The organism is Bacillus sp. FSL K6-0069 (assembly GCF_038007785.1).
GTDB lineage: Bacteria > Bacillota > Bacilli > Bacillales > Bacillaceae_G > Bacillus_A > Bacillus_A mobilis.
Map to the genome: position 1 here is coordinate 2,616,383 of NZ_JBBOXN010000001.1, position 24,515 is coordinate 2,640,897.

Here is a 24,515-nt window from a genome sequence, read left to right on the forward strand (position 1 = left end):
TATGTAAACAATATAAAAAAAGATAAAAGGAGTTCATTATGAAGAAATTGTTAAAACGTATCGCACTCGTCATCCTGTTCATAACAACATGTTCAAACATATATACTGGGCCATCAATTGTTCACGCGCAGCCTCCGTATGCCAAATGGGGGAAACTTGCTGTAGAAAAGACGAAAGAACAATACCCAAAAGCTGAGATTATTGATTATCTTCATATAGGTAGAAAACCAAAAACCGTTCAAATAACAATCGAAAAATTTAAATTGTGGCTACGTGAGGATGGGAAAGAATATGGTGTTTTTGTTGATGTAGAGTTTGAAACGAAGACGGATAAGTTTATAAAAATGTCGTTTCAGAAGACGAGTAGATAAAATGAAAGAAACCCCACTGTTAAAAATATGAACAGTGGGGTTTCTTTCATTTTTAAAATTCTTTCCTAAAGTTTCGATTCCCTAAAAACCTTACCAATATACAAATAGCGCCAATTACAACTGCTATCCCTATACTGTATAAAAGCACTCTACCATATCCCCCTATTCTCGGATCTAAAAAAGGATATGGATACCAATCTACGATTGAACCACGAATTAAGCTATATACAACGTAAAAAAACGGGAATAAGAGCCAACTTGCAGCTTGTTTCCAAGTAATCTTCTTACTTGGTGGATTTAAAATCCAATCTAAAAGCATGGCAATTGGCATGATATAATGTAGCACTGTATTTACCCATGGTATTGCGGTTTGAAGTGATTCTTCTAATCCTCTTAATAGTAAAAAATATATGAGGCCTGTCGTAAGTATATATACAGTTGCCGCACCACGAAGTATACCAAACTGCTCTGATCGAACAAATGTAGTAGTTCCAATACTACTAAGAAGGAGAATAACTGCTACTAAGATGTTACTTTCAATCGTGAAAAAACTAAAAAAATTAACTGGATTGAATGGTTTCACTTGTGCTCTTATTATAAATTGCGTAATAATCGCGCTACATGCTAAAAGACTTAAACATAGTCTAAATAAAGATAATGTTTTTACACCTTTCATACATTCTCTCCTCTTCTTATATAAACTTATTATTCTCCTGTACATGCTCCAAAAATAATTTCAATGGAACAAGTCCACGTTTTGGCATATGACTGCTTATGACAGCAACAAGCTCTAACTGCGGAATGATAACGATGTATTGTCCGCCATATCCCATAGCAAAATATATAAAATACGGTATGTGAAATCTTTCGTTATTCAAAACCCACCAGTGATACCCATACGCCCCGACATGTTCATACGTTTCAAATAGAGCTGTACTTGATTCTTCTAACCATTTCGATGATACAATTTCATTTCCCTGCCAATATCCATTTTGCAAACATAATATTCCGAGCTTTAATAAATCTTTAGATTTCATTTTCATGCCGAACCCGCCGACATGTATTCCTTGGGGATCTTGTTGCCACTCATATTCTGTAATTTCTAACGGATTAAATAAGTGCCCTTTCGCAAACTGCTCTGTCGACATTCCAGTAGCTTTTTGAATAATGTAGCTAAGCAAATGCGAAGAACCTGAGTTATAATTCATTTTGGTAGCTGGTTCTTCAATTATTCGTTTTTCTAATATGTACTGGACCCAGTTTTCCGATTCTACAAAATCATTTGGGAACACTACTCCATTTCCAAACTCTTTCCAATCCTCACCTGTAGTCATCGTTAATAAATGATACAGAGTCAAATCCTGCTTTTCCTCAGATACATTTTCAATCCACGCTGTAATCGGTGTATGTATATCATTTATATAGCCTTTATCTATTGCAATACCAATTAATATAGATACGATGCTTTTTGTAATCGAATTTATTTTAAATAGATTATTTTCACATTCTAACGTTTTATAATACTCAGTTGTTAACTCGCCTTTTTGATAAACAAGAAATGTATTTACTTTTTTCTTTTCAAATTTGTTTTCTAGTTGCTTAAAATCCAAAACTTTACCTCCAATTAGATTGCTATTTGATTTATTATAACTTGTATCTTTCATTAAAACATAGTTGCGTTCAAATGAAAAAGAAACCTGCCAGTTATGAACTGACAGGTTTCTTTTTATAATTTTGTACGAACATTCCAAAGTTCTGGGAAGAAACGTTGATCAAGCACTCGTTTTAAATAAGACACACCAGAAGAGCCGCCTGTTCCCATTTTATGTCCGATAATACGTTCTACCGTTTTCATATGACGGAAACGCCATTGTTGTAACCAATCTTCAATATCGATTAATTTTTCAGCGAGTTGATATAAATTCCAATATTTTTTCACATCCGCATACACTTCAATCCAAGCTGCTTCTACTGTTGCATCTTCTTCATAAGGCTGCGTAATATCACGGTTTAACACATCTTGATGGATCGGGAATCCTTCTTTTACAAGAGCTTGAATTGCGACATCATACAAACATGGTGTATGTAGCGCTGTATGAAGTCGAGCGTGTAATTCTGGATCTTTTTCATAAATTTTTAATGCATGCGGCGTTTTATAGCCAAGTGCATACTCAATCATACGATATTGATACGATTGAAAACCTGAAGCTTGACCGAGTGAATCACGAAACTCAATGTACTCTGATGGCGTTAATGTCGCAAGAATATCCCAAGATTGAATAATTTGCGACTGAATTTTTGATACACGTGCTAACATTTTAAAAGCTGGTTGTAATTTATCATTTTTAATAGATTCGATTGCTGCATTTAACTCATGTAAAATAAGCTTCATCCAAAGTTCGCTTGCTTGGTGAATCACGATGAATAACATTTCATCATGATGGTCTGATAATCTCTTTTGAGAAGATAGTAAACTATCTAATTGTAAATACTCCCCGTACGTCATATTCTCTTTAAAATCCGTATGAATTCCTTTTTCCATAATTACTTTTTCGTTTTCTTTCATATTAGCCAAACGCCCCTTTTATATAATTCTACTTAAATTGGTCTAATAACTGCTCGAACTGGACTTCCATCTGCATCTGTTAAAGCAAGTGGTAATGCGATTAATTCATAATCGCCGTCTGCTACGTGATCTAATACGACATTTTCTAAAATGTGTATGCCATGTTTAAACAATTGATGATGCGCCGCTAACTCTTTATCATCTAATGGATCTACTGAAGGTACATCTACCCCGATTAAACGGATACCTTTCTCTGAAAGAAACGGTGCTATATCTGCACGTAAATGCGGGATTACATCTGGGAATTCATTCACTTTGCCATGTGAAGATGTGCGTAACAACAATCTTTCTACGCCTTCTAAATGAAAGCTTTCTAATTCCTTTTTCCCAATGCTTTCAAGATTAGAAACATCTATGATGCGCGCTGGACCGACATAAACTTGGACATCTAAATCTATTACTTTCTTACCATCATTATCAAAATGAAACGGTGCGTCAATATGAGTACCTGTATGAATACTCATCGTTAACTTTCCGATATTTACTGATCCACTCTCTTCTTTTGACCATGAAACTTCATACGAGAACGTTGTATCTCCTGGCCAAGTGGCAATATCATTATTTAGCGGTTGTGAAATATCAATCCACTCTGAAGTTTTCATGCTTATGCCACAACCTCTCGCTTATTTTCAAACTGCTTATATTCTTCATCTTTCATGATTTTCTTTAAAACTTGAACAGAATGCCACACTTCTTCGTATGTGTTATATAAAGCGACCGGTGCAAGTCTTACTCCATTAGGTGCACGGAAATCGGGAATAACTCCATTTGCTTTTAACGCTTTACAAATACGTGCCGCTTCAGCATGCTCTAAATAAATGTGTCCGCCTCGTTTTTCATCCTCTAATGGATTGCCAATTGTAAATCCAAAATCTTTTAATTCATGATCAATTAAATTAAGCATGTATCTTGTAATATGTAGCGATTTTTCACGTAAACGTTCTATACCAGCATCTTTAAAGATTTCAAGAGAACCGATTAACGGTGCAGTACTTAATACGTGCGGTGTACCAATTTGATAAGCACCTGCATGATCAGCAGCTGTTAATGTATGTTCCATATCAAATTGCTTATCTTTTCTAGAACTAAACCAACCTGATAATCCTGGAAGTCTATTAAAATGCTTTTTATTTACATAAAGCCCCGCAACTCCACCAGGACCTGCATTTAAATATTTATAATTACACCAAATAGCGAAATCAACATCCCATTCTTTGAAATGATGCGGAATAGAACCGATTGAATGACATAAATCGAAACCGATATGAATACCACGCTTATGCGCTTCCGCTGTTAAACGTTTCATATCAAGAATTTGTCCGCTTCTATATAGTACAGAAGGCAATAAGATTAACGCGATATCATCCTTCATCGCTTGAATAATATCATCTTCAGAAAGTGTTCTTCCATCTCGGCTCTTCACTCGTACTAAATGCTCATCTGGATTTAATCCTTTCAAACGAATTTGACTTTGAAGAGCGTATATATCTGACGGGAATGTTAATTCATCAGCAAGAATTTTTGTACGTATTCCTTTCGGCTCATAAAATGTCGCGATTACTTGATGAATGTTCGTCGTCGTGGAACCGGTTACAATTGTTTCTTCCGGTAAAGCTCCAATAAGAGGTGCAGTCAATTCACCTAATTTCTCCGAAAGGAAAAACCACGGATGCTCTCCTTCAGTCCAGCCGTCAATCCCATACTCCTTCCATGAATCTAACAACATAAGTAACGATTTCTCTGCTCTTTTTGAAAGTAGTCCTAATGAGTTTCCATCTAGATATATTGTTCCTTCTTTTTTATAGAATTCAGTTTGAAAATCTTTCAGTTCATCATGTTTATCACATTCAAGCGCATATTCATAAGTTGGTTGAAATGGTTCTTTATACATGGTGTCACCTTCTTTTAATTTTCTTTTTATTCTAACTAATTGAAATATATCACCTTAGTTGATATAACGTCAATGATATTATGTCAGTTGACTTTATATATGCATTTCTTTTACAATACAGTTATATTTTCAGATATTTCAGTATAAAGAGGTGGTTCTTTGAAAAACAATACTCTTTCATCAAGAAAACACCGCTCCTTAGAAACAAAGAAGAAACTATTAAACTCTGGTTACACTATTTTTATAAGTAACGGATTTCAAAAAACGACAATTACACAAATTATTAAACATGCAGAAACCGGTTATGGAACCGCATATGTATACTTTAAAAACAAAGACGACCTCCTCATCGTTTTAATGGAAGATGTCATGAATCAATTTTATGATATTGCTGACCGCTCCTTTTCGCCTCAAACGAAAGAAGAAGCACGTATAATGATTCAAAATCAAGTTAGAGCATTTCTACAACTAGCAAAGAAAGAACGAGCTATTTTGCAAGTTGTACAAGAAGCGATTGGATTATCAAAAGAGATACGTCAAAAATGGGACGAGATACGGGAACGCTTTATAAACAATATTACGCAGGATATTACATACTCTCAAGAAAGTGGATTAGCACAGCCTGAATTAAATAAAGAAATTGTAGCACGTGCTTGGTTCGCGATGAATGAGATGTTTCTTTGGACGATTGTGAAAAATAATAACAATGTAGAGTTAGAAGAGCTAGTACATACATTGACGGAAATGTATACGACTGGGTTATATAAATAGCACACCTTCAATAAGTAAGGTGTGCTATTTTACCTCTATAAAAATATTTTATCTGGGTATGGTAACGCTAAAGCTGGTCCCAATAACAATTTCTATATTGAAGCGGTACTTGTTGGACACACTCGATTGGATTCCATTGGTTATTATCAAATCTTGGTTTTGATGTTCATTATATGTATATGGATCCTGGACATTTATGCTTACGAGTTAACTTAGAGCAACCATATTATGTTGATGTTGGTTACTGTGCACCTTTATTCCAAGCTTATCCACTTTTTAAATCATTTCAAGTTAGTAATGTAAGAGAAACTTTTACTTATGAAGTCTCAAATAATAGTATTGAAATTACTAGAGATTCAGGTCTAGCGAAAACCTTACATACAGAGTCAATACATTTATCAAGTATGAAAGAACTTATTACAAAGTCTAATGATTGGCGGACTTCTCCTGCGTTACAAAAAATTCGAATTTTCAGTTATATTGATGGCATTCCAACTTCTATAAATGATAATGTTTTAAAACAATATTTCCAAGGTAAGAAAAAAGAACATAACCTTACCTCTTTTGAACTTACTTATTGGATAACAGAAAAATTTCGTATTGATCAAGAAATATTTGAACGAGCTATTAAAATTTCCAATGAAAAATCTTCAAATAATAAAAACGTTACTCAATCCTTTGAGTAACGTTTTTCCCTTAATACGTCTTTAATATTAATTTTCTTTATTATAAGCAGTTTCTACACACTCTGCTAGACGCTCTATTTGTTCCATAGTTATACCTCGTGATATCCAGCCTGTTAACTTATACATGATTTTATAATAAAAATTACTAGGTTCATATTCTGAAATTAATGTTAGTGCTGTACCTTCTTCATCTTCTTCTAACATATAAGTCATCGCTGAATAACCTTGCTTCATTTCACTTCCTAGTGAAATAATATGTGGTGCATCGTATTCAATGATTTCTACTTCTGCCTCAATTATTTTCTTACCGACTTTTTGAACAGAGATATATTTATCTCCTACACATGGATTCTCTTTATCCATATTTGAAGGATAACGATTTTCTATTATAAACGTATTCCATTCTTTTATTTTTTCATCTTCTACAATATAGTCACAAACTACATCAATTGGTGCTTTTATTACTATTTCTAGTGCGAAACTCATTAAACTGCCCCTCTCAAATACCCTATCCAATTCTATATTAACTAAATCATTATGCCATATCTTATATAGTGAAATACAAGTAGAATTTTAACTTTTATTGCGAGGATGCTTATTGTAATAAGAAAATCATTTTTCAGTAATTTAAATAAGAATTCATATAAAATATTTTATAAACGATACAACAATTAAAAATAAAGCAACAAGTAGTAAAGCAATTCCTATACTCCTATTTTCTTTATTTTTTAAAGTTTGCACCCCCATACTAACTAACATGTACCCTAAAAGCGTTTGTAAAATTAGTACACTTTGTTTCGAAGAATCATCCCAACTATAAATGGAATACCCCATTACAATAATTGCAAGGGAAATCGTTAAGATCCTATTCATACGCAAATCCCTCCTATTTAAAAAGAAACCGCTAAGTTTCCTTAGCGGCTTTCTTAACAATTTATATTTGTAAAAATTGCTTTTCATGACTTTGATAAAAGTCCAAAGAATTTCCATGCCAATATAATTACGTATATTAGCACTCTTTTTCTTTATTTATCCTACTAACAATTCCAACAATAAACTTATACTCATCTCTACTTTTTCTTACTTTCTTAAACCCTTCATTCGTATCAAAAATAAAACACGTTTTCCGAAACCAAATTCGTACATATAAAGACTCAAAATAAATTGGTTTTATAATTCCTCGTTCCTCAAATTCAGTTCCATCTTTATTTTCTGTTTCTGTTCGAACGAACCACCTATTTCCGATGCCAATTTCAATATACTTCACATAGTCCACCTTCCGGAAATTACTTTCTGACTATTCTATTATTTCCCCGGTAAGCGCACATTCCGACAGAACATGAGCCCACAAAGAAAAAGTAGATTACAATAATCTACTTTTATAGACTAAATTTTTGCATCCGTTTATAAAATGTACTTCGAGGTACATCTAACAATTTTGCAGCTAACGATACATTTCCATTCGTCTTTTCTAACGCTTCAATCATGCTATCACGCTGTATTTTTTCACGGAAATTTAATGTATGCTCTGTTTTATTTTCTGCTTGCAATGCAAGTTGATGTTGATTTCCCATCATAGTTTGTAATAAAAAAGAGATTTGTTTTTCACATATTTCCCGTCCTTGCGACAAAATGTAAATACGTTCTAATACATTTAATAATTCTCGAATATTTCCTGGCCATGCATGGTGTGAAAATTGATTACAAATGCTCTTTGGAAATACAACATTCCAATTCTTTCGTTCACAAAAATGTTGTATGAAGTACGGAATATCTTCTTTTCTTTCCATTAACGATGGAACATACAGCGGATATACATGTAAACGATAATATAAATCTTGACGGAATTTCCCTTCTTCTACTAATCGCAGTAAATCTTTGTGTGTCGCAGTAATAATACGAATATTTACCGGTACCTCTTTTGAACCGCCAATTGGGGTTACTTTTCGTTCTTGTAAAACACGCAATAATGCTACTTGCATCTCTGGCGGTACTTCACCAATTTCATCTAAAAATATTGTTCCTCCGTCCGCTTGTTCGAATTTCCCTTTATATCCTTGGCGGCGTGCACCTGTAAACGCTCCTTCAGCATAACCAAATAATTCACTTTCCATTAATTCTTTCGGCAATGAGCCGCAATTAACAGCTATAAAAGGACCATTTTTTCTTGGACTATTTTCATGAATCGCTCTCGCTACATATTCTTTCCCTACACCTGTTTCACCACAAACATATACACTAGCGTCAGTTGGAGATACAAGCTTAATTTCTTCTAAAGTATGTTGAAATGCATTGCTTGTCCCAATCACTCCAGGGAAAGTGATTTCGCTTATAAATGTGGACGTTGAAAATACATTCCCCTGTTTATTTTCCTTTACATACATACATTTCCCGATCATTCTATCCTTACTATATACTGGTACTTCTAATTTAGGTTTCAATCCATTTTGCATTAAATCTTCAAGTTTCATTCGTGACCAATTCGAAACTCGTTCCCGTACACTCTTGCTTGCAGAAACGATAACATCACGATGGTTACATATAACAACCTGTTCATCACTGTCAATTACATCTAAAAAACGATGGATTAAGTGTAGTTCGTTTTGATGCACTCGAATACTACATTCACGTTCAATCGCATATGCAATCGAAGTTACCATTCCGAGGATATATGGATGTGAAAATTCAATTGGACAGGAGAAATCTAGAACTCCAATTAATTTCCCATCATCATTATGAATGGGAGCGGCCGCACAACTCCAGCTATGAGATGCGATAGAATAATGCTCTGTACCACTTATCATAATGGCCTCTTCAATCTGTAACGCGGTTCCTATCGCATTTGTACCAACAGCTGCTTCTGTCCATTTCACACCTTCAATAAAATTAATATGTTTCGCTCGTTTCAACGTTTGTTGATTTCCACTTAACGATAGAACGTAACCATCTGGATCGATTAATAATGCCATCATTTGCAGTTCATCAATGGTTTTTCTCATATTTTGTATTTGAGGTATTGCTATATCAAGGAAGATTTCACTCTTTTTCTTTTGATCCTGAAAAACATTAGAAGACAAAATTTTCTGACCTTTATTCATATGAGGATTCACATTTGCTTGTTTACATCGATACCATGACTCTGAAATCCTTTCGTTTATACGGTTCGAATCAAGAACACCTTCATCAACAAACTTTTTCCATGTATGTAAGTAAAACGGTGAAGCTAACATTGTATCATCTCCCTATTCATTGTTTTGGAGATCTGTAAAAATATACTTTTATTATAAAACTGAATAAAAGCGTTTTCAATAAAACTAGAAAGACGACACAAATATGTTAATAATTAGTATATATTAATGAACTTCTTTATTCTTTTTTAGTAGAACTATATTTTGTATAATGGAAGCAAAGAAAATACATAACCAAAACCACTTTTGTGGAGTATCATTTATAAAGAAAATTATGACCGCTATTGCAAATAAAATGGTAGATGCTAAACTAAAATATAATTTTGTTTTAATTTTCATCATTCCTCACTCCTCTATCACTTTACAGTACATACTAACTCTTCATTTTTTAACTCTACTATGTACTTCTGTAAAACATATTCTCTTCCGCCATGTTTTTCATACCAATCATGTATTCTTTTAACATGCTTCTCGTCGCTTCTAATTTTCGATTCTATCTCTTTATACTCGTCATAACTATCATATTCCCATATGGCGAATATTTCAGTTGTACCATCATTGTTATCTTTCATCCAGCGTCCTATTAGCCTGGAACCATGCTTTAATTGATTAGGTAAGTTCGTATTAGTAAAATGCTCATTAAATATTTCTATAAATTCATTCTTTACTATATAGTACTTTCTTCTATAATACATACATTTCCACCTCTTTTATGAACAGCCTCAAATACACCTTCCCATTACTACCGTATTATAATACTTCCCATCCGACAGTCTTTTATCATTTTTCAAAATACCTTCTACTCCAAAACCTAATTTCTTATAAAGTTGAATGGCTTTTTCATTTGTCTCTAACGCTTGTAATGATATCTTTTTCACTTCATTTTCATCAGCCCAATGAATAGATTGTTGCAATAGACTTTTACCCATTCCATATCCCCAAAACTCTTTTAAAATACAAACACCAAACTCTACTTTATGGGTTAATCTTTTCAAATTAGAACCTTCACATCTTGAAAATCCTACGATTCGATTGTGCACTTCTGCAACTAAAAACAGATTCTTTATCTCTTCACGATCTGTTTTTATTATTTTTTGAAACCCTTTCTTATCTATAAATCCCTCTCCAACTTCTCTATCCATATTTTCAGTTTCGCCATCGATCTGCACTCTAATTTCTGATAACTGCTCCGCATCCGTTTCAGCCGCAGAACGAATTGTATAAGTTAATCCATTTATATGAAACTCTTGTCTTTTTATAATCATCTTAAACTCCTTTTAAATGAGGTGTATTGACGCTATTACAATTTCTTTACCTTGTTTCTCAAATTGTTGAATTGTTTCTTTACTAGCCTCTTCATCTGTTATGATAAGGTCAATTTCTATTATTGACTCTCCTTTTATAAAGCAGTCTATTCCTAGTTTTGTATGAGGAGCTAAACAAATGTTTTTTCTAGCAATTTTACTTACTGTTTTTCCAAAATAAGCAACTTCCGGCGTAGCAGTACTTATACCATTCAATGAAATGCCACCGCCTGTAGAGAAATACAGATCAATAGAGAATCTACTTATCAATTCTGAGGCAAGTGTATCTGTCATATTTCCTGATGGTTTCACCTTTCCACCAATTAAGTACGTATCTACATTCTTATAATCCCGTAACTTACTAGCAATTTCTAAAGAATTCGTAATCACTGTAAATGACATTTCAGGTAAATATTTTAACATCGCATAATGAATAGAAGCCCCGCCAATAAAAACGGAATCGCCTTCTTGTATGTAGGATGCAGCAACTTTCGCAATCGCATCTTCCTCTATTGAACTATCACGATAACGTTTCGATGGTTCAGTCGCTAAGTTTCTCACTCGTGTAAGTTCAACTGCACCTCCGTGCGTTCTTTTTAATAGGCCGTCCTTCTCCATAATAGATAAATCTCTTCTTATCGAATCAATAGACATATCAAAACTTTCCGCAAGATCCTTAGCGATTACTCTTCCATCTTTCTTAAGTAACTCTAAAATTTTCTCTCTACGCTCTTCAGTAAACATGTACCCACCACCGCCATTGAAGATTCTGAAATTTCATCTTTATTTTAATTATATGCATGCTTTTTCTGCATTACAATATTTTCAATTCTTATTTATTCAGTTTTATACCTTTTACTCCCACCTTCTATCCCATTAACTTGAAAACTAAATAAATGTATATCTGTATATTACATAAATACACTTCCATTTACCTTCCTATTCATGTAAAATTATTCCTATGCTTTATTTTTTAACACAGAAAGGAATTATTATGAAATCTATAATTAAAGTAACTTGTACAGCATTATTATTCACAGGACTAATGGCAGGATGTAATGGAAATACTACACCAAAACAAGAAAAGAGCGCTCTTGAAAAGGATGCAATGCACTATGGGGAAATATATAAAAATGAATACTATAGAGCAACTGTTGAAAATGCAAAATTCGAGAAAATACACAAAGAGTGGCGTCTCACAGCTCGCGTTACTATAAATAATGCTCGTACTGACGGACAAACGATAGATCTTTCAGAAATAAAATATTTCATAAAAGATGAAAAAACAGGTGAAAAATACGAAGGTGAAGTTATACAAAATGAAAATGCTAAAAAGGTTCCTTCTGAGTTTTCTTTAACTAGCGACATTGTATTTAATATGAAAACTTCACCAAAAGATTTAAATTCTATGTATTTATACATAGATAGTAAAGCTGCACCGTTAACAGATACATTTTGGAAACTTGATAATTTAGCATCTAAATAAAAAACAGTCTTATAAGACTGTTTTTTTGTTTGTAAATTTATAAAGTTTACTAGTTACCTATCTCAAGCAATACGTCTTTTGCACAAATTGTCACTTCTTCAAATGGGCAATCAAATAAAACACCTAATTCGAACCCTTCATTAGTAAGATCTATTTCATGACTTAACCACAAAGCACCTTCAAAATTTTCCGGAATTGAACACTTCGTTACGCCTGTAAAAGTTACTTGCAGTTTATCAAACTCACTGAAAGTACCACTGCAATCTAAAGTAATAATTAGCGTATCCTTTGATCTTCTCTCTACTGATTTTAATACACTGTCATGTAGTGAGTATTCATGTAACTGAATAACATTTGTTGGGAGTTTTTTCTTAATTGAATGGAAGTGATCTAAATAGAATCGATCTAATTGAGCCCTTCTTTTCTCACAATCCCCTATCCATACTTTCATAAGTTTTTTCAATTCACTAGAAGGATATTCTGAATTAATTGTGATGCTATGAATAAATGGATGTATGGATTCAGGAAGGAATTTTAATAAATCTATTTTCCTTTCCTTTATTTCCTCAATTAAACTTTGTATATCCATTTCTGACCATTCTTTTATAGACTCTATATAACTTACAAATTCTATAATTTGCATTTCTTTATACCAATTTTTATTGAAATACTTCAATAGCTTCCCTCCTAAAATATTTTAACATCCAACAAAAGCGATATATCTATTTATTATATCATTCCAATAACTATTTTTTCTAAAGAAAAAATGCAAAACTGTAAATATTCCGCCTTTTATTTCTAAAACTTCAGAATATTTACAATAGTTCTCAATTGGAATACATTGTACTAGTACAATGATTCACCTGTACAAAAATCTAAACAAAAAGGGATGGTTATATGTTGAAGAAATTAGTAGCAGGTACACTAGTAGCGGGATTCGCATTAACTGGAGGATTAGGTGCAGTAAGTGCTGAAGAAAAAAGTAACACAATTAAGTCATTTGACTATTTAAAAGTGGATGAACAGAATGTTAATTCATTTGCAAAATTAAGTGATCAGGATAAGAAAAACATCCAAATTACAATGGTATTACCTGAGCAAAATGAAAATGGAGATTGGCTAGCTTACGGTTTTACTAGCCGTGAAACATTAGATGCTTATATTGAAAAGGATAAAAAAGCACTTAAAAATAAAATTAATCCTTTAGGTAGCGGTGCTGGTAGTACTGATTTTTATGAACATAAAGATAAAGGTGGCCAATATATTTACTGGAGCAGCGGTTTTAAAAACTTACCATCTAGCTGGAATGATAGAATTTCTTCTGTAAGTACAGCATCGCCTTCAGCAAGTTATTCAACGACACTTTGGGAGCATACTTCTACACAAGGATATGGAAAAGGTGTTGTATTTAAACATGCTGATTGGTACGGTAAAACTGCTAATTTAGCTGCTGATTGGAACGATATTACTTCAGCGATTGACGTAAAAAAATAATAGGATATTCAATTTTTTCTGTAAAAATTCAAACCACTATTCTCTTATTCATTTAGAGAATAGTGGTTTATTATATTTTCATTAAGCATGTACAGCATGTCCTATCGCTTGCAATAATGCTTCATGAATCGCTTCAGATAAAGTTGGATGCGCTGCAATATAATCTCTCATTATATCAGCGGTAACTTCTGTATGAATCATTACAGTTCCTTGTCCGATCAGTTCAGTTGCACGAGGACCGATAATTGAAATCCCTATAATCTCTTGATATTTAGGTTCCACAATAACTTTTACTTTCCCCGTTTGTTCTCCAATAATAAGCGCTTTTCCGTTCGCTGTAAAAGGAAATTCGCCAATTTGTATGTCACCGTACTGCTCTCTTGCATCTTTTTCATTTAAACCGACACTTGCGATTTCTGGGGATGTGTATATACATCGAGGTACTGCATGATAGTTAACTTTCACATCTTCTCCACTCGCATGTAATGCTGCTGTCGTTCCTTCATGGAAAGCAACGTGAGCAAGCTGGATTCCACCAATCACATCACCTGCTGCGTAAATATGTGATACATTTGTTTGCATATGTTCATTCACAGCAATCCCTTTATTTGAAAATTGAATGCCTGCTTTTTCTAAATCTAATCCTTGTACACGTGGTTTTCGGCCGACAGAAACAAGTACATATTCCAGATTGGCTTCTTGGATATTTCCTTCATATTCAAATGAAGCTTGTTTCTTATAATTATTTAATCCTTTTAGAGCTGCTCCTGTAAATATTTCTACGCCATCATTTTCTAGTTTCGCTTTTAATATTTGTGCGATATCTCCATCTTCACCAGGTAATAATTGCGGTGCCATTTCAACAATCGTAACTTTTGTTCCAAGACGACTATAAATACTTGCAAACTCACAACCTATTACACCACCGCCAACGATTAATAATGATTTTGGTATTTTTTCTAGGGACATTGCATGGCTACTATTTAAAATCCACTTCCCATCAAATGGAGCAAAAGGTAATTCAGTTGGTTCTGAACCTGCGGCTATAATGAATTGTTCTCCATCTACTACAGTTTCTTTATCACCATGTGTAACTCTCACTCGATGATCTGTTTCAAATCTCGCTTTACCTTGTATAACTTGTATTTTATTTTTCTTCATTAAATATTGAATTCCTTGCACGAGTTGCGTTACGATTTGTGATTTCCGCACCTGTATTTGCTTCCAATCTACTGAAATACTTCCTTCATTAAGAGCAATTCCGTAATAGTTCGCTTTTCTCACAATGTCATGCACTTCTGCACTTTCTAGCAATGATTTCGTAGGCATACAACCAACATTTAAACAAGTCCCACCAAGATCAGCTTCATCAATAAGAGTGACATCTTTTCCGTTTTGAGCCGCGGTAATTGCTGCTACATAGCCAGCAGGACCGCCCCCAATGACAACTAATTTACTCATTCTCTCACCTTCTCTTTATAAAAGAATTGTTACAGGTTCTTCTAAATAACGTTTAATTGTACGTAAAAATGCAGCTGCTGGTGCACCATCTAATACACGATGATCGAATGTTAAACTTAAAGGTAACATACTGCCTTTTCTTAATTTTTTCCCTTTATATACAGGAACATGTTCAATTGCACCTACACCTAAAATACCAGTTTCAGGTGTATTTAATACTGGCGTAAAATATTCAATACCGAAGCTACCTAAATTACTAATTGTAAATGTTGTTCCTTGCATATCATCACTACTTAAACTACCTGCTCGTGCTTTTTGTGCCACATTCTTAATCTCTTTAGATAACTCTACTACAGATAGATTATTAGCAAAGCGAATAGCTGGGACAACTAATCCTTTTTCTAACGCGACTGCCATGCCTAAATGAACATGTTCAAATTGATGAATTGCGTCATCTATATACGCGCTGTTCATTTCTTTATGCTCTCCAAGCGCTAATACTACAGCACGAGAAACAAAATCCGTAATGGTTAGTTTGTTATCGTATCGTTTTTGTACAGCTTCCGCTATGTCTTTATGTAAAGCCACTAAATCTGTCACATCTACTTTCATCGTTAATGTTAATTGCGCACTATTTTGTAAACTTGCATGCATACGGTTTGCGATTGCTTTCCGCATACCAGTAACAGGAATGACTTTACTTTCTTCTTGTTCAAGTACTTCTGGAATCAGCACTCTTTCTTCAAGCGCCTTTAATACATCTACCTTTGTAATTCTTCCGCCAGGACCTGTACCAACCAATACCTTGATATCCAGATTTTCAGACTTTACAATTTTCTTCGCTACAGGTGAAATTTTAATTCTTTGCTTTGCTACTTCTTTCGCATATGGTTCTGGATGTTGTACATTTTTAGATTCTAAATTAGGTATTTTTTCTTCTACAACATGTGTACTTTCATGAACTTCTACTTTTTCATTCTGCTTACCGATGTAGCAAATTACAGTACCAGGTGGAACTCCCTCATCTTCACTTACAGCTATATCAAGAACAGTTCCATCAGCTGGTGCCTCTATTTCAGTTTCGATTTTTTCCGAGTTAATACTAGCAATTAGTTCACCTTTTGCTACATGATCACCCGCTTTAATATTCCAGCTCGTAATAATACCTTCTTTCATCGCCATACCTAACTTCGGCATTACAACTTCTACAGCCATGTTTCTCTCTCCCTTCTCATCGTTTCATTACACATGTAATAAAGATTGGTCTCCGATCATTTCAGATACAATTTCAATTACTTTCTCCGGCGTTGGTAAATATAACTTTTCCAGTGGTGGTGAGAACGGAACTGGTGTATGTGGTGCTGTAATTCGTTTAATAGGTGCATCTAACAAATCGAATCCTTTATCTGCTACAATTGCCGCAATATCTGTTGCAATACTACATCTTGGATTTGCTTCGTCAATAACAATTAAGCGATTCGTTTTTTCAACAGATGCTAAAATTGTATCTTCATCAAGCGGTGATAAAGAACGTGGATCGATTACTTCTACTTCAAGTCCTTTTTTCGATAATTGCTCAGCAGCTGCAAGTGCTGTATGAACTTGTTTTCCAATTGCGACGATTGTTACATCAGAACCTTCACGTTTCATATCTGCTTTCCCTAAAGGAATTGTATAGTACCCTTCTGGTACTTCGCCTTTCATATTGTAAAGTGTTTTATCTTCAAAGAAGATTACTGGATCATCATCTTCAATTGCCGCTAATAATAAGCCTTTTGCGTCATATGGAGTGGAAGGAACGACAACTTTAATACCTGGAATACTCGTAAATAATGCGTATAAACTTTGCGAATGCTGTGCTGCTGCGCTAAAACCAGCACCATGCATCGTACGTACTGTAACTGGAACTTTCGCTTTACCACCGAACATATAGCGGAATTTTGCACCTTGGTTTAATACTTGATCCAGACAACTTCCGATAAAATCATTAAACATTAATTCAGCAATTGGACGTAAACCTGTTGCCGCAGCTGCCATTGCTGCTCCCATATAACCAGCTTCAGAAATTGGAGTATCTAAAATACGATTCCGGCCAAATTCCTGTACAAGCCCTTTCGTAACGCCGAGTACACCGCCCCATGCTTCATCATCTTGCAAGTGATCCACTTGTGCACCGCCTGCAACATCTTCTCCTATTAAAATTACATTTTCATCACGACGCATTGATATTTTCATCGCTTCATTGATTGCAGTTGACATACTAACTGTTCTAGTCATTATTTTTCACCCTCCTCTTATTTGTAAGAAACGTATACATCTTTTAATAATTCTTCGTCCTCTGGATATGGACTATTTTCACTAAATTCAATTGATTTTTGTACTGCCTCATCTACTGCCTTTTCCATATCAACAAGTTCAGATTCAGTTAATAAAGCTTCATGAATTAAATGCTTACGGAAATTCACAATCGCATCTTTTTCATTTAAATGTTCTTCTTTTTCTTCTGAAGTTTTATATGTTTGCGCTTCACCTTCGAAATGACCGTAATTGCGATATGTCATACATTCAATTATTGTTGGACCATCGCCATTACGCGCACGTTCTACTGCTTCTTCCGCTGCTCTATACACCGCAAGTAAATCTTTTCCATCTACTTGAACACCTGGAATATTGTAAGCTTTCGCGCGATCTGCAATGGAATTACAGCTTGAAGCATATTCAAATGTTGTCGCCTCACCGTAACCGTTATTTTCTGCGATAAAAATAACTGGTAACTTCCAAATCGCCGCTAAATTAACCCCTTCGTGAAATGTCCCTTCATTATTTGCTCCGTCACCGAAGAAGCAAACACTTACATCTTTCGTTCCTTTATATTTAGCTGTTAATGCTGAGCCACAAGCAAGTGGAAAACCTCCGCCTACAATCCCATTTGCACCAAGCATTCCTTTATTTAAATCGGCAATATGCATGGAACCGCCTTTACCTTTACATAACCCTGTCGCTTTCCCAAAAAGTTCAGCCATCATCCCATTTAAATCACAGCCTTTTGCGATACAATGCCCATGTCCTCTATGCGTACTTGTAATACTGTCACTATCTGTTAAGTGGGCACATACACCAACTGCTACCGCTTCTTCACCTGCGTATAAATGAACGAAACCTGGCAGAACGCCTTGCGCGAATAATTCATGTACCTTATCTTCAAACTTACGAATTTCTAACATTTTTTCATACATCCAACGAGCTTGTTCTTTCGTAATTTCATTCCCTTTACTTTCAGTTGTTTTTAACATGTCCAGCCCTCCTATTTTCTTGTTCACCTTTTATATTGCAAGTACTGTGCCAAATTCTAAACCTTGATTTCATGGCTTTTCTCTTTCCTTTAAAAATAAAAAAGTGGACAAAATGAGACTTATGTCTCGTTTTGTCCACTTTTGTTCACCTAATTTGAGAATCACAATCTTATTCATTATCAAAACTTTTCTGTAACTTCCGGATGTAAATAATTTGACCAATATGATAAGCGTTATGGGTTGTTACATTTGCTAACACTTCCCACCACTTTGCAGAAACAGGAAATCCAACTACATCGCTTTCAACATTCTCTTCATTTATAAGCTTTTGCCATTGTAACAGTTTCTCTAGTAGTTTTTCTCTTAACTCATCGAAAGATTGATTATCTGAAAGCATAAAACTTTTGTTATTATCACCAATAGCGGGCACGGCATTTACATTCGATTCTTTATACCTAGTTTGCCACGTTGAGTTCCAATACAATAAATGTTGTACAATTTCAGCTATACTATTACTCTCTTCATTCGGTTTCCAGAAAGCTTCTCTCTCAGATAGATCTTTCACAGCATCTGAAAATGGCATATACCAACTGGGATCGTTCGCATTCGCTAATAATTGATCTGCTAATACATCTTTCACATGTACCACTTTACGTCCCTCCTTAAAAAAGCTTCATTTTATGACAATACTCACTTCTCTAAATACGCTGAGTTTGTAAGATTTCCTCTTTTTAAACGCAATCCCATACATATACATATAAAGAAACCGAACGCACCTAATCCATAAGCAGCTGTATAGCCACTTGTCCCAATAATCCAGCCTGCAAGTCCTGGTCCAATCATTTGACCAATTGCATAAAAAACAGATATAAAACTAATTGCCATTGATACATACTTTTGGGATACTTGCTTTGATGCTGTAACTTGTATTAATAAAAGGATACCACCGAGGCTAGAACCCCAAATTATTGCCGATACGATAAAACCCATTATGTTTTCAAAAAGAATTGGCACCACATCACCTATTACCGCTAATAAAAGTGCACTACATAACGTTTTCTTTATGCCAATCCGATCTGAAATCAATCCCCAGATAGGAGCTCCTACTATTGAAAACATACCGGCAATTGCATAAATGGTTCCTGACATTGATGCCGAAATACCACTATCAATCATAAAACTAGTTTGATATAAATTCGGGATTAAGTAAACAATGCCCACAATAAAATACATCCATGCAATAACATATAGTTCTTTTGTTTTCCATAAAAACGATTTATGATTCCTTTTCTCCTCATCTTCGGTTACATCAGGATTTTTCAAAATAATTGAAGCGATACATACTACGATACATGTAATAACTCCAAACAAAAACCATACACCGCGCCAACTATACTCGGGAAATGCACGTACTACATAAGGAACAATTATTCCACTAAATAGCATACCTATTCCAGCACCGCTTAATAACAGCCCCATTACAGTTCCTCTTTTACCTGGAAACCACCCTACCGTTATTGACATGAGTGGTGTATATACTAAAGCACTACCAGCTCCAGCACATAGCATACAAATAGCGAGTAGCCAAAATGAATAAACAAAAGCTAATCCCAATAAGCTTACAACAACAAGCCAACTCCCTATTAATAAAACGAATTTAGCGCCAAAACGGATAGTAAATATTCCAGATGTTCCTACAGTTAATAAATAGCCTAAAAAAAGTATAGTTCCTAACATACCTGATTGAGCTGTAGATAAGTGAAGCCCCTCTTGCATAAATGGCAATATAATTCCATATGCCATACGTGCAAAACCGGTTGTTGTTATAATAAGGAACATTCCTATTAATACAAATACCCAAAAGTGATGTTCATTCCGTTCATTCATTTAAATTCCTCCATAAATAGTTATTTGCAATTAGATGTTGATTGTAATTATACTGACCATTACAAAATACAACTACCAAATAACGGAGGAGTTTACGGTATAGCGGATTTTTAATATATACGTAAAATTTCAGAAGGTTTTATTCCATATTTCTTTTTAAATGACTCTGAAAAGTGACTCATATTTTTGTACCCAACAGCGATTGCCGTTTCAGTTACATTACTAGTTCCAGAACGTAATAAAAACATTGCTCGTTCCATTCGCCGTTCTCTTAAATATGCAAATGCAGATGTACCAAATAACTCTTTAAATCCCAGTTTTAATTTATAATCATTTAACCCTACTAACTTAGCTAGTTCTAATAATGATGGTGGTAATTCCATCCGCTGCATTAATATTTCTTCAGCACGTTTTATTTTATTTATATCACTTTTTGATAAAACTCTTCTTTTTATTTCATTACGATTCTTTAACAAAAACCTACCAAAATGTATGGAGAGTAATTCAAGCACTTTACTTTCCATTTCTAGTTGATATATACGATCTTGATGTGGAAAATCTATCATTTTTGAAATAATATTAGCTGATAGAGAGTCAATTGGACTTTGCAACTTTTTAAATGAGTTATTACCTAATATAGCGTGAAAATTAAGCATTCCTTCATCCGCATAATCCAACATAAAATGATTAAATAATGGTACAGGGATTCCAATAGCTAATGAATATAGCGGCTTCTCTTTTTCATATTCAAATAACACTTCAAAATCATTCATAAAATATAAATAGCTATTTCCATTCTTTAATTCATACGAAGAATGACCTACTTGCACCTCCGCAAAACCTTGCAAACAAAAATTAAGTTCCACCATTGCTGCATCTGATGCAAACTGAATATGGCGATTATTATGGAATTGAAAGTTTGATAACACCATTTCCATTCCAGAAAACGACGTCCATCTTCGTATTTCTCCTTTACCTAATATATTTGCTACATACATATGTCTCTCATCTTCCATTTGTAATTCATGAAAATATTTATGAAAAATATCATGAAAACCGCTAGTCCTCATGAAATCCACACTCCTTTTATAAATAAACCATCAATTAATTGATAATGTTTTTCAATTATAACAAATATCTTTATACAATAAATAGCTATTCGCTATACAATTCGTTATGATAAAAGAAAAAGAAAGCGAGCAAAAAATGAATAAAAAAATCGCTGTTATTACTGGGGCTTCAAGTGGATTCGGACTTTTAACAACACTTGAGCTTGCGAAAAAAGACTATTTAGTTATCGCCACAATGCGAAACATTAATAAGCAAGAAGATTTAATATCTCAAGCTACTAAACTCAACTTACAACAAAACATAAAAATTCAGCAATTAGATGTAACCAATCAAAACTCTATACATAACTTTCAATTGCATTTACAAGAAATAAGCAGAGTAGACCTTCTCATTAATAATGCAGGATATGCAAATGGGGGCTTTGTAGAAGAAATTCCAGTAGAGGAATACCGTAAACAATTTGAAACGAACCTGTTTGGAGCTATATCAATTACTCAACTTGTATTACCTTATATGAGAGTACAAAAAAGTGGGAAAGTCATTAATATAAGCAGCATCAGTGGTCAAGTTGGATTCCCTGGTCTATCCCCTTACGTTTCTTCAAAATATGCATTAGAAGGATGGAGTGAATCTCTTCGTTTAGAAGTAAAACCGTTCGGAATAGATGTTGCTTTAATAGAACCAGGTTCTTATAACACAAATATTTGGGAAGTTGGTAAACAACTAGCTACAAACCAATCTGATACATCTTCTCCTTATAAAGAATATATGGATAAAATACAAAAACATATTAATAGCGGCAGTGATACATTTGGTAATCCGATAGATGTTGCTAATAAAATTGTAGAAATCGCTGAATCTAAGCGTACGAATTTACGATATCCGATTGGAAAAGGTGTGAAATTTATGATCTTCGCGAAGAAGATTCTTCCTTGGAGATTGTGGGAATACATTGTTTTGAGAAGCTTTAAGAAAATGTAATAGACTTTTGAAAGAGGTGCAAATTAAATGTTAGGTTTACCATATGGAAAAGTGTTTTTAGTTCCGTGGACTGAAGAATGGAAAATTGAGTTTATGAAAGAGAAACAACTCATTGAGCAACAAATTGGTGAATACATTTTAGCGATACACCATATTGGTAGTACCTCTATTCCACATTTAAGCGCAAAACCTATTATTGATATAGCAATCGAATTAGAAGATTATGAGGACGGCTTAAAATGCATTAAAAAGTTAGAACTACTTAACTATAAATATAGAAAAGATGTACTACCTGAACGATACTATTTTAATAAAGGAGAGCCAAGAACTCATCAAATTCATATGTATGAACAAGGAAATACATATTTAATAGAGCAATTACAATTCAGAGATTACTTAATAAACAACAAAGCTTCTCGTATACAGTATGAACAGTTAAAGATTCAACTTTCACGAGCTAATCAAAATGATAAACATAAATATGCTGAGGATAAAACAAATTTCGTTACATCCATATTAGCCAAAATAAAGTGAAACTTTAACCAGTGGGGGTTTTCTTCATCCCCCACTGATTATTAGTTGAACCAATCGGACTTTTATGGGCAGTTGATCCCCCACCTAACTTCTTTGCTTACGTTGAATTTTGAGGTGGGGGTCTTACTGCCCATTAAAGTGGGATAAATGATGAATTTAAATAAGAAACCATTTAGTAGTAAATGGTTTCTTATTTAACTCCAAACAGTTTCATTCACTCGACTATTTATTTCTATAAACTTACGTTTACGCTGAAATCGGATCGAAATAAAGTAGCAATAAAATCATAACTACAAATGCAAGTAAACCAATTGTTGAAAGGATGTATTCTTTCGATTCTCTATCAAATTTCCACTCCATCCATGATCTTAAAATCCATGTTACCCCTAAATAAGTAATAATAGCATATCCAATATTAGCGTTTTCGAATTTATATATATAAATAAAACTAGTTATTAAATAAATTATAAATAGTCCTACTTCCAATTTTACATGCAAGCTATTCACATGCTTATATCCCCAAAAACGACTCTTTGGCATATCCAATTTTTTTCTCAAGTACTTATCGAAAAAGTAGCCAGCTATGCAAAAAACGAAAATTACTATCCAAAAAGTAGAGTTTCCCATTGTGATCCCCCCTATTACTTTATATATTTTTAGAAATAAAGTGGACTATATTACGGTTATCCTCTTCTAAATAATTTATAATCCCTTCAGGATATGTGGGCTTCTCCTTTAATTCATTTATACTTTTCCAAATTAATATAATATCCTCGTATTCTTTATGTCTTATTTCATTTGTAATTCTCTCTTGAACAGTCCCCCTATGTATCAATGTGCAATGATGTCCCTTTTCGTTGTTCCACTCAAAAATATGCTCATTTACAACGGCTAACTCTTGAATATCGATCTTCAAATCGTATTCTTCCATTAATTCTCGCATTATTGCTTCTTTTGCTGTTTCACCAAATTCAATAGAACCGCCTGGAAAACGATAAAATGTTTCACTTAAATCACATTGTACAATTACTTTAGAACGATCTTCATTTACAATCAGTACTTCAGCACGTAATTTAGGTATTTTCATTTTGTCACTCCGTTTATTCCACATATGATTAAATCCAATAACTATAAAAGAAGAGATTAAACATAATTCCTGTTATTATTAATAATGGAACTGTTCCTAAAGAAATGACATATTCCCTTGATTCTTTATCAAATTTCCATTCCATATAAGATTGAAAACAGTATAAAGTTATTAAAAATAAAATGGGTAAATTACTAATATAAATAGGATTTAAAGTGGCACATATCATCGTAACTATTATATAAGAAATGATAAGACCCCTAGTCCCCCATTTATGAGAGTTGTTTACATATTTACTATTCCAGTTAGTTTGTTTCGGTATATTTAATTTTTTTCTCACTACTTTTTCCAAAATAACTACAAATATGATCCATAATACTAATA

General features: G+C 33.8%; 29 protein-coding genes and 1 pseudogene. 7 read left to right on the forward strand and 23 right to left on the reverse strand.

Going from position 1 to position 24,515, the window contains the following annotated elements; genetic code table 11:
• The first annotated feature begins 38 nt into the window (after positions 1–38).
• Positions 39–371, forward strand: a complete 333-nt coding sequence (locus tag MHB74_RS13330; RefSeq protein WP_061679789.1) for a DUF3889 domain-containing protein — start codon at positions 39–41, stop codon at positions 369–371.
• A gap of 52 nt (positions 372–423) precedes the next feature.
• Here MHB74_RS13330 and MHB74_RS13335 read toward each other — a convergent pair whose 3' ends face one another.
• From MHB74_RS13335 to kynU, 5 genes are all read right to left on the reverse strand, one after another.
• Complete coding sequence (locus MHB74_RS13335) at positions 424–1,047, reverse strand: Pr6Pr family membrane protein (protein WP_061679787.1); 624 nt, start codon at positions 1,045–1,047, stop codon at positions 424–426.
• Positions 1,048–1,063: 16 nt separating this feature from the next.
• Complete coding sequence (locus MHB74_RS13340) at positions 1,064–1,981, reverse strand: serine hydrolase domain-containing protein (protein WP_061679786.1); 918 nt, start codon at positions 1,979–1,981, stop codon at positions 1,064–1,066.
• Between the two features lie 116 nt (positions 1,982–2,097).
• Positions 2,098–2,937, reverse strand: a complete 840-nt coding sequence (gene kynA / locus MHB74_RS13345; RefSeq protein WP_061679784.1) for a tryptophan 2,3-dioxygenase — start codon at positions 2,935–2,937, stop codon at positions 2,098–2,100.
• A 32-nt stretch (positions 2,938–2,969) separates the two neighbouring features.
• Complete coding sequence (kynB, locus tag MHB74_RS13350; RefSeq protein WP_061679783.1) at positions 2,970–3,599, reverse strand: arylformamidase; 630 nt, start codon at positions 3,597–3,599, stop codon at positions 2,970–2,972.
• Positions 3,600–3,601: 2 nt separating this feature from the next.
• Positions 3,602–4,888: a kynureninase gene (gene kynU / locus MHB74_RS13355; RefSeq protein ID WP_061679782.1), complete on the reverse strand. Its 1,287-nt coding sequence runs from the start codon at positions 4,886–4,888 to the stop codon at positions 3,602–3,604.
• A gap of 159 nt (positions 4,889–5,047) precedes the next feature.
• On the opposite strand from kynU, the gene MHB74_RS13360 reads away from it, so the two are divergent.
• Both MHB74_RS13360 and MHB74_RS13365 read left to right on the forward strand, forming a co-directional pair.
• Complete coding sequence (locus MHB74_RS13360) at positions 5,048–5,659, forward strand: TetR/AcrR family transcriptional regulator (RefSeq protein ID WP_061679781.1); 612 nt, start codon at positions 5,048–5,050, stop codon at positions 5,657–5,659.
• A 104-nt stretch (positions 5,660–5,763) separates the two neighbouring features.
• A pseudogene (locus MHB74_RS13365) lies at positions 5,764–6,345 on the forward strand (hypothetical protein); the annotation flags it as partial.
• 27 nt (positions 6,346–6,372) lie between these two features.
• Here MHB74_RS13365 and MHB74_RS13370 read toward each other — a convergent pair.
• From MHB74_RS13370 to MHB74_RS13400, 7 genes are all read right to left on the reverse strand, one after another.
• Positions 6,373–6,831 (reverse strand): SRPBCC domain-containing protein, encoded by a 459-nt coding sequence (locus tag MHB74_RS13370; RefSeq protein WP_061679780.1) that lies wholly within the window; start codon positions 6,829–6,831, stop codon positions 6,373–6,375.
• Between the two features lie 153 nt (positions 6,832–6,984).
• Entirely contained in the window at positions 6,985–7,218 is a 234-nt protein-coding gene (locus tag MHB74_RS13375) for a DUF3953 domain-containing protein (protein ID WP_061679779.1), read from the reverse strand.
• 136 nt (positions 7,219–7,354) lie between these two features.
• Positions 7,355–7,612 carry a DUF3977 family protein gene (locus MHB74_RS13380; RefSeq protein WP_061679778.1) on the reverse strand — a complete coding sequence of 86 codons (258 nt, stop codon included), beginning with the start codon at positions 7,610–7,612 and terminating at the stop codon, positions 7,355–7,357.
• A 112-nt stretch (positions 7,613–7,724) separates the two neighbouring features.
• Entirely contained in the window at positions 7,725–9,575 is a 1,851-nt protein-coding gene (locus MHB74_RS13385; protein WP_061679777.1) for a sigma-54-dependent Fis family transcriptional regulator, read from the reverse strand.
• A 314-nt stretch (positions 9,576–9,889) separates the two neighbouring features.
• Positions 9,890–10,228, reverse strand: coding sequence for an NIPSNAP family protein (locus MHB74_RS13390; RefSeq protein WP_061679776.1), 339 nt, complete (start codon positions 10,226–10,228; stop codon positions 9,890–9,892).
• Between the two features lie 27 nt (positions 10,229–10,255).
• Positions 10,256–10,798, reverse strand: coding sequence for a GNAT family N-acetyltransferase (locus MHB74_RS13395; RefSeq protein WP_061679775.1), 543 nt, complete (start codon positions 10,796–10,798; stop codon positions 10,256–10,258).
• Between the two features lie 12 nt (positions 10,799–10,810).
• Entirely contained in the window at positions 10,811–11,581 is a 771-nt protein-coding gene (locus tag MHB74_RS13400) for a DeoR/GlpR family DNA-binding transcription regulator (RefSeq protein WP_061679774.1), read from the reverse strand.
• Between the two features lie 250 nt (positions 11,582–11,831).
• On the opposite strand from MHB74_RS13400, the gene MHB74_RS13405 reads away from it, so the two are divergent.
• Positions 11,832–12,323 (forward strand): hypothetical protein, encoded by a 492-nt coding sequence (locus tag MHB74_RS13405; protein ID WP_061679773.1) that lies wholly within the window; start codon positions 11,832–11,834, stop codon positions 12,321–12,323.
• A gap of 49 nt (positions 12,324–12,372) precedes the next feature.
• Here MHB74_RS13405 and MHB74_RS13410 read toward each other — a convergent pair whose 3' ends face one another.
• Positions 12,373–12,999, reverse strand: a complete 627-nt coding sequence (locus tag MHB74_RS13410) for a DUF4085 family protein (RefSeq protein ID WP_061679772.1) — start codon at positions 12,997–12,999, stop codon at positions 12,373–12,375.
• Between the two features lie 221 nt (positions 13,000–13,220).
• Between MHB74_RS13410 and MHB74_RS13415 the strand changes: the two genes are divergently transcribed.
• Entirely contained in the window at positions 13,221–13,817 is a 597-nt protein-coding gene (locus tag MHB74_RS13415; protein WP_061679771.1) for a hypothetical protein, read from the forward strand.
• Between the two features lie 81 nt (positions 13,818–13,898).
• On the opposite strand, the gene lpdA is transcribed toward MHB74_RS13415, so the two are convergent.
• From lpdA to MHB74_RS13450, 7 genes are all read right to left on the reverse strand, one after another.
• Complete coding sequence (lpdA, locus tag MHB74_RS13420) at positions 13,899–15,278, reverse strand: dihydrolipoyl dehydrogenase (protein WP_061679770.1); 1,380 nt, start codon at positions 15,276–15,278, stop codon at positions 13,899–13,901.
• A gap of 15 nt (positions 15,279–15,293) precedes the next feature.
• Positions 15,294–16,493, reverse strand: a complete 1,200-nt coding sequence (locus MHB74_RS13425) for a dihydrolipoamide acetyltransferase family protein (RefSeq protein WP_061679769.1) — start codon at positions 16,491–16,493, stop codon at positions 15,294–15,296.
• 27 nt (positions 16,494–16,520) lie between these two features.
• Positions 16,521–17,555, reverse strand: coding sequence for an acetoin:2,6-dichlorophenolindophenol oxidoreductase subunit beta (gene acoB, locus MHB74_RS13430; protein WP_061679768.1), 1,035 nt, complete (start codon positions 17,553–17,555; stop codon positions 16,521–16,523).
• 17 nt (positions 17,556–17,572) lie between these two features.
• Complete coding sequence (gene acoA / locus MHB74_RS13435; RefSeq protein ID WP_061679767.1) at positions 17,573–18,571, reverse strand: acetoin:2,6-dichlorophenolindophenol oxidoreductase subunit alpha; 999 nt, start codon at positions 18,569–18,571, stop codon at positions 17,573–17,575.
• Positions 18,572–18,740: 169 nt separating this feature from the next.
• The gene (locus MHB74_RS13440) at positions 18,741–19,220 is read right to left on the reverse strand and encodes a DinB family protein (RefSeq protein ID WP_061679766.1); all 480 of its coding nucleotides are present in this window, start codon (positions 19,218–19,220) and stop codon (positions 18,741–18,743) included.
• A 41-nt stretch (positions 19,221–19,261) separates the two neighbouring features.
• The gene (locus MHB74_RS13445; protein WP_061679765.1) at positions 19,262–20,458 is read right to left on the reverse strand and encodes an MFS transporter; all 1,197 of its coding nucleotides are present in this window, start codon (positions 20,456–20,458) and stop codon (positions 19,262–19,264) included.
• Between the two features lie 110 nt (positions 20,459–20,568).
• Entirely contained in the window at positions 20,569–21,528 is a 960-nt protein-coding gene (locus tag MHB74_RS13450; protein ID WP_061679764.1) for a helix-turn-helix transcriptional regulator, read from the reverse strand.
• Positions 21,529–21,664: 136 nt separating this feature from the next.
• On the opposite strand from MHB74_RS13450, the gene MHB74_RS13455 reads away from it, so the two are divergent.
• Both MHB74_RS13455 and MHB74_RS13460 read left to right on the forward strand, forming a co-directional pair.
• Positions 21,665–22,510 carry an oxidoreductase gene (locus tag MHB74_RS13455; protein ID WP_061679763.1) on the forward strand — a complete coding sequence of 282 codons (846 nt, stop codon included), beginning with the start codon at positions 21,665–21,667 and terminating at the stop codon, positions 22,508–22,510.
• A 27-nt stretch (positions 22,511–22,537) separates the two neighbouring features.
• On the forward strand, positions 22,538–23,044 hold the full coding sequence (locus MHB74_RS13460) for a GrpB family protein (protein ID WP_061679762.1): 507 nt from the start codon (positions 22,538–22,540) through the stop codon (positions 23,042–23,044).
• A gap of 246 nt (positions 23,045–23,290) precedes the next feature.
• Here the strand turns inward: MHB74_RS13460 and MHB74_RS13465 are convergent, their stop codons facing one another.
• The 3 genes from MHB74_RS13465 to MHB74_RS13475 are packed head-to-tail and all read right to left on the reverse strand — an operon-like array spanning position 23,291 to position 24,483.
• Complete coding sequence (locus tag MHB74_RS13465; RefSeq protein WP_061679761.1) at positions 23,291–23,671, reverse strand: DUF4181 domain-containing protein; 381 nt, start codon at positions 23,669–23,671, stop codon at positions 23,291–23,293.
• A 19-nt stretch (positions 23,672–23,690) separates the two neighbouring features.
• On the reverse strand, positions 23,691–24,131 hold the full coding sequence (locus MHB74_RS13470; RefSeq protein WP_061679760.1) for an NUDIX domain-containing protein: 441 nt from the start codon (positions 24,129–24,131) through the stop codon (positions 23,691–23,693).
• A gap of 28 nt (positions 24,132–24,159) precedes the next feature.
• Entirely contained in the window at positions 24,160–24,483 is a 324-nt protein-coding gene (locus MHB74_RS13475; RefSeq protein WP_081110388.1) for a DUF4181 domain-containing protein, read from the reverse strand.
• Between the last annotated feature and the right edge of the window lie 32 nt (positions 24,484–24,515).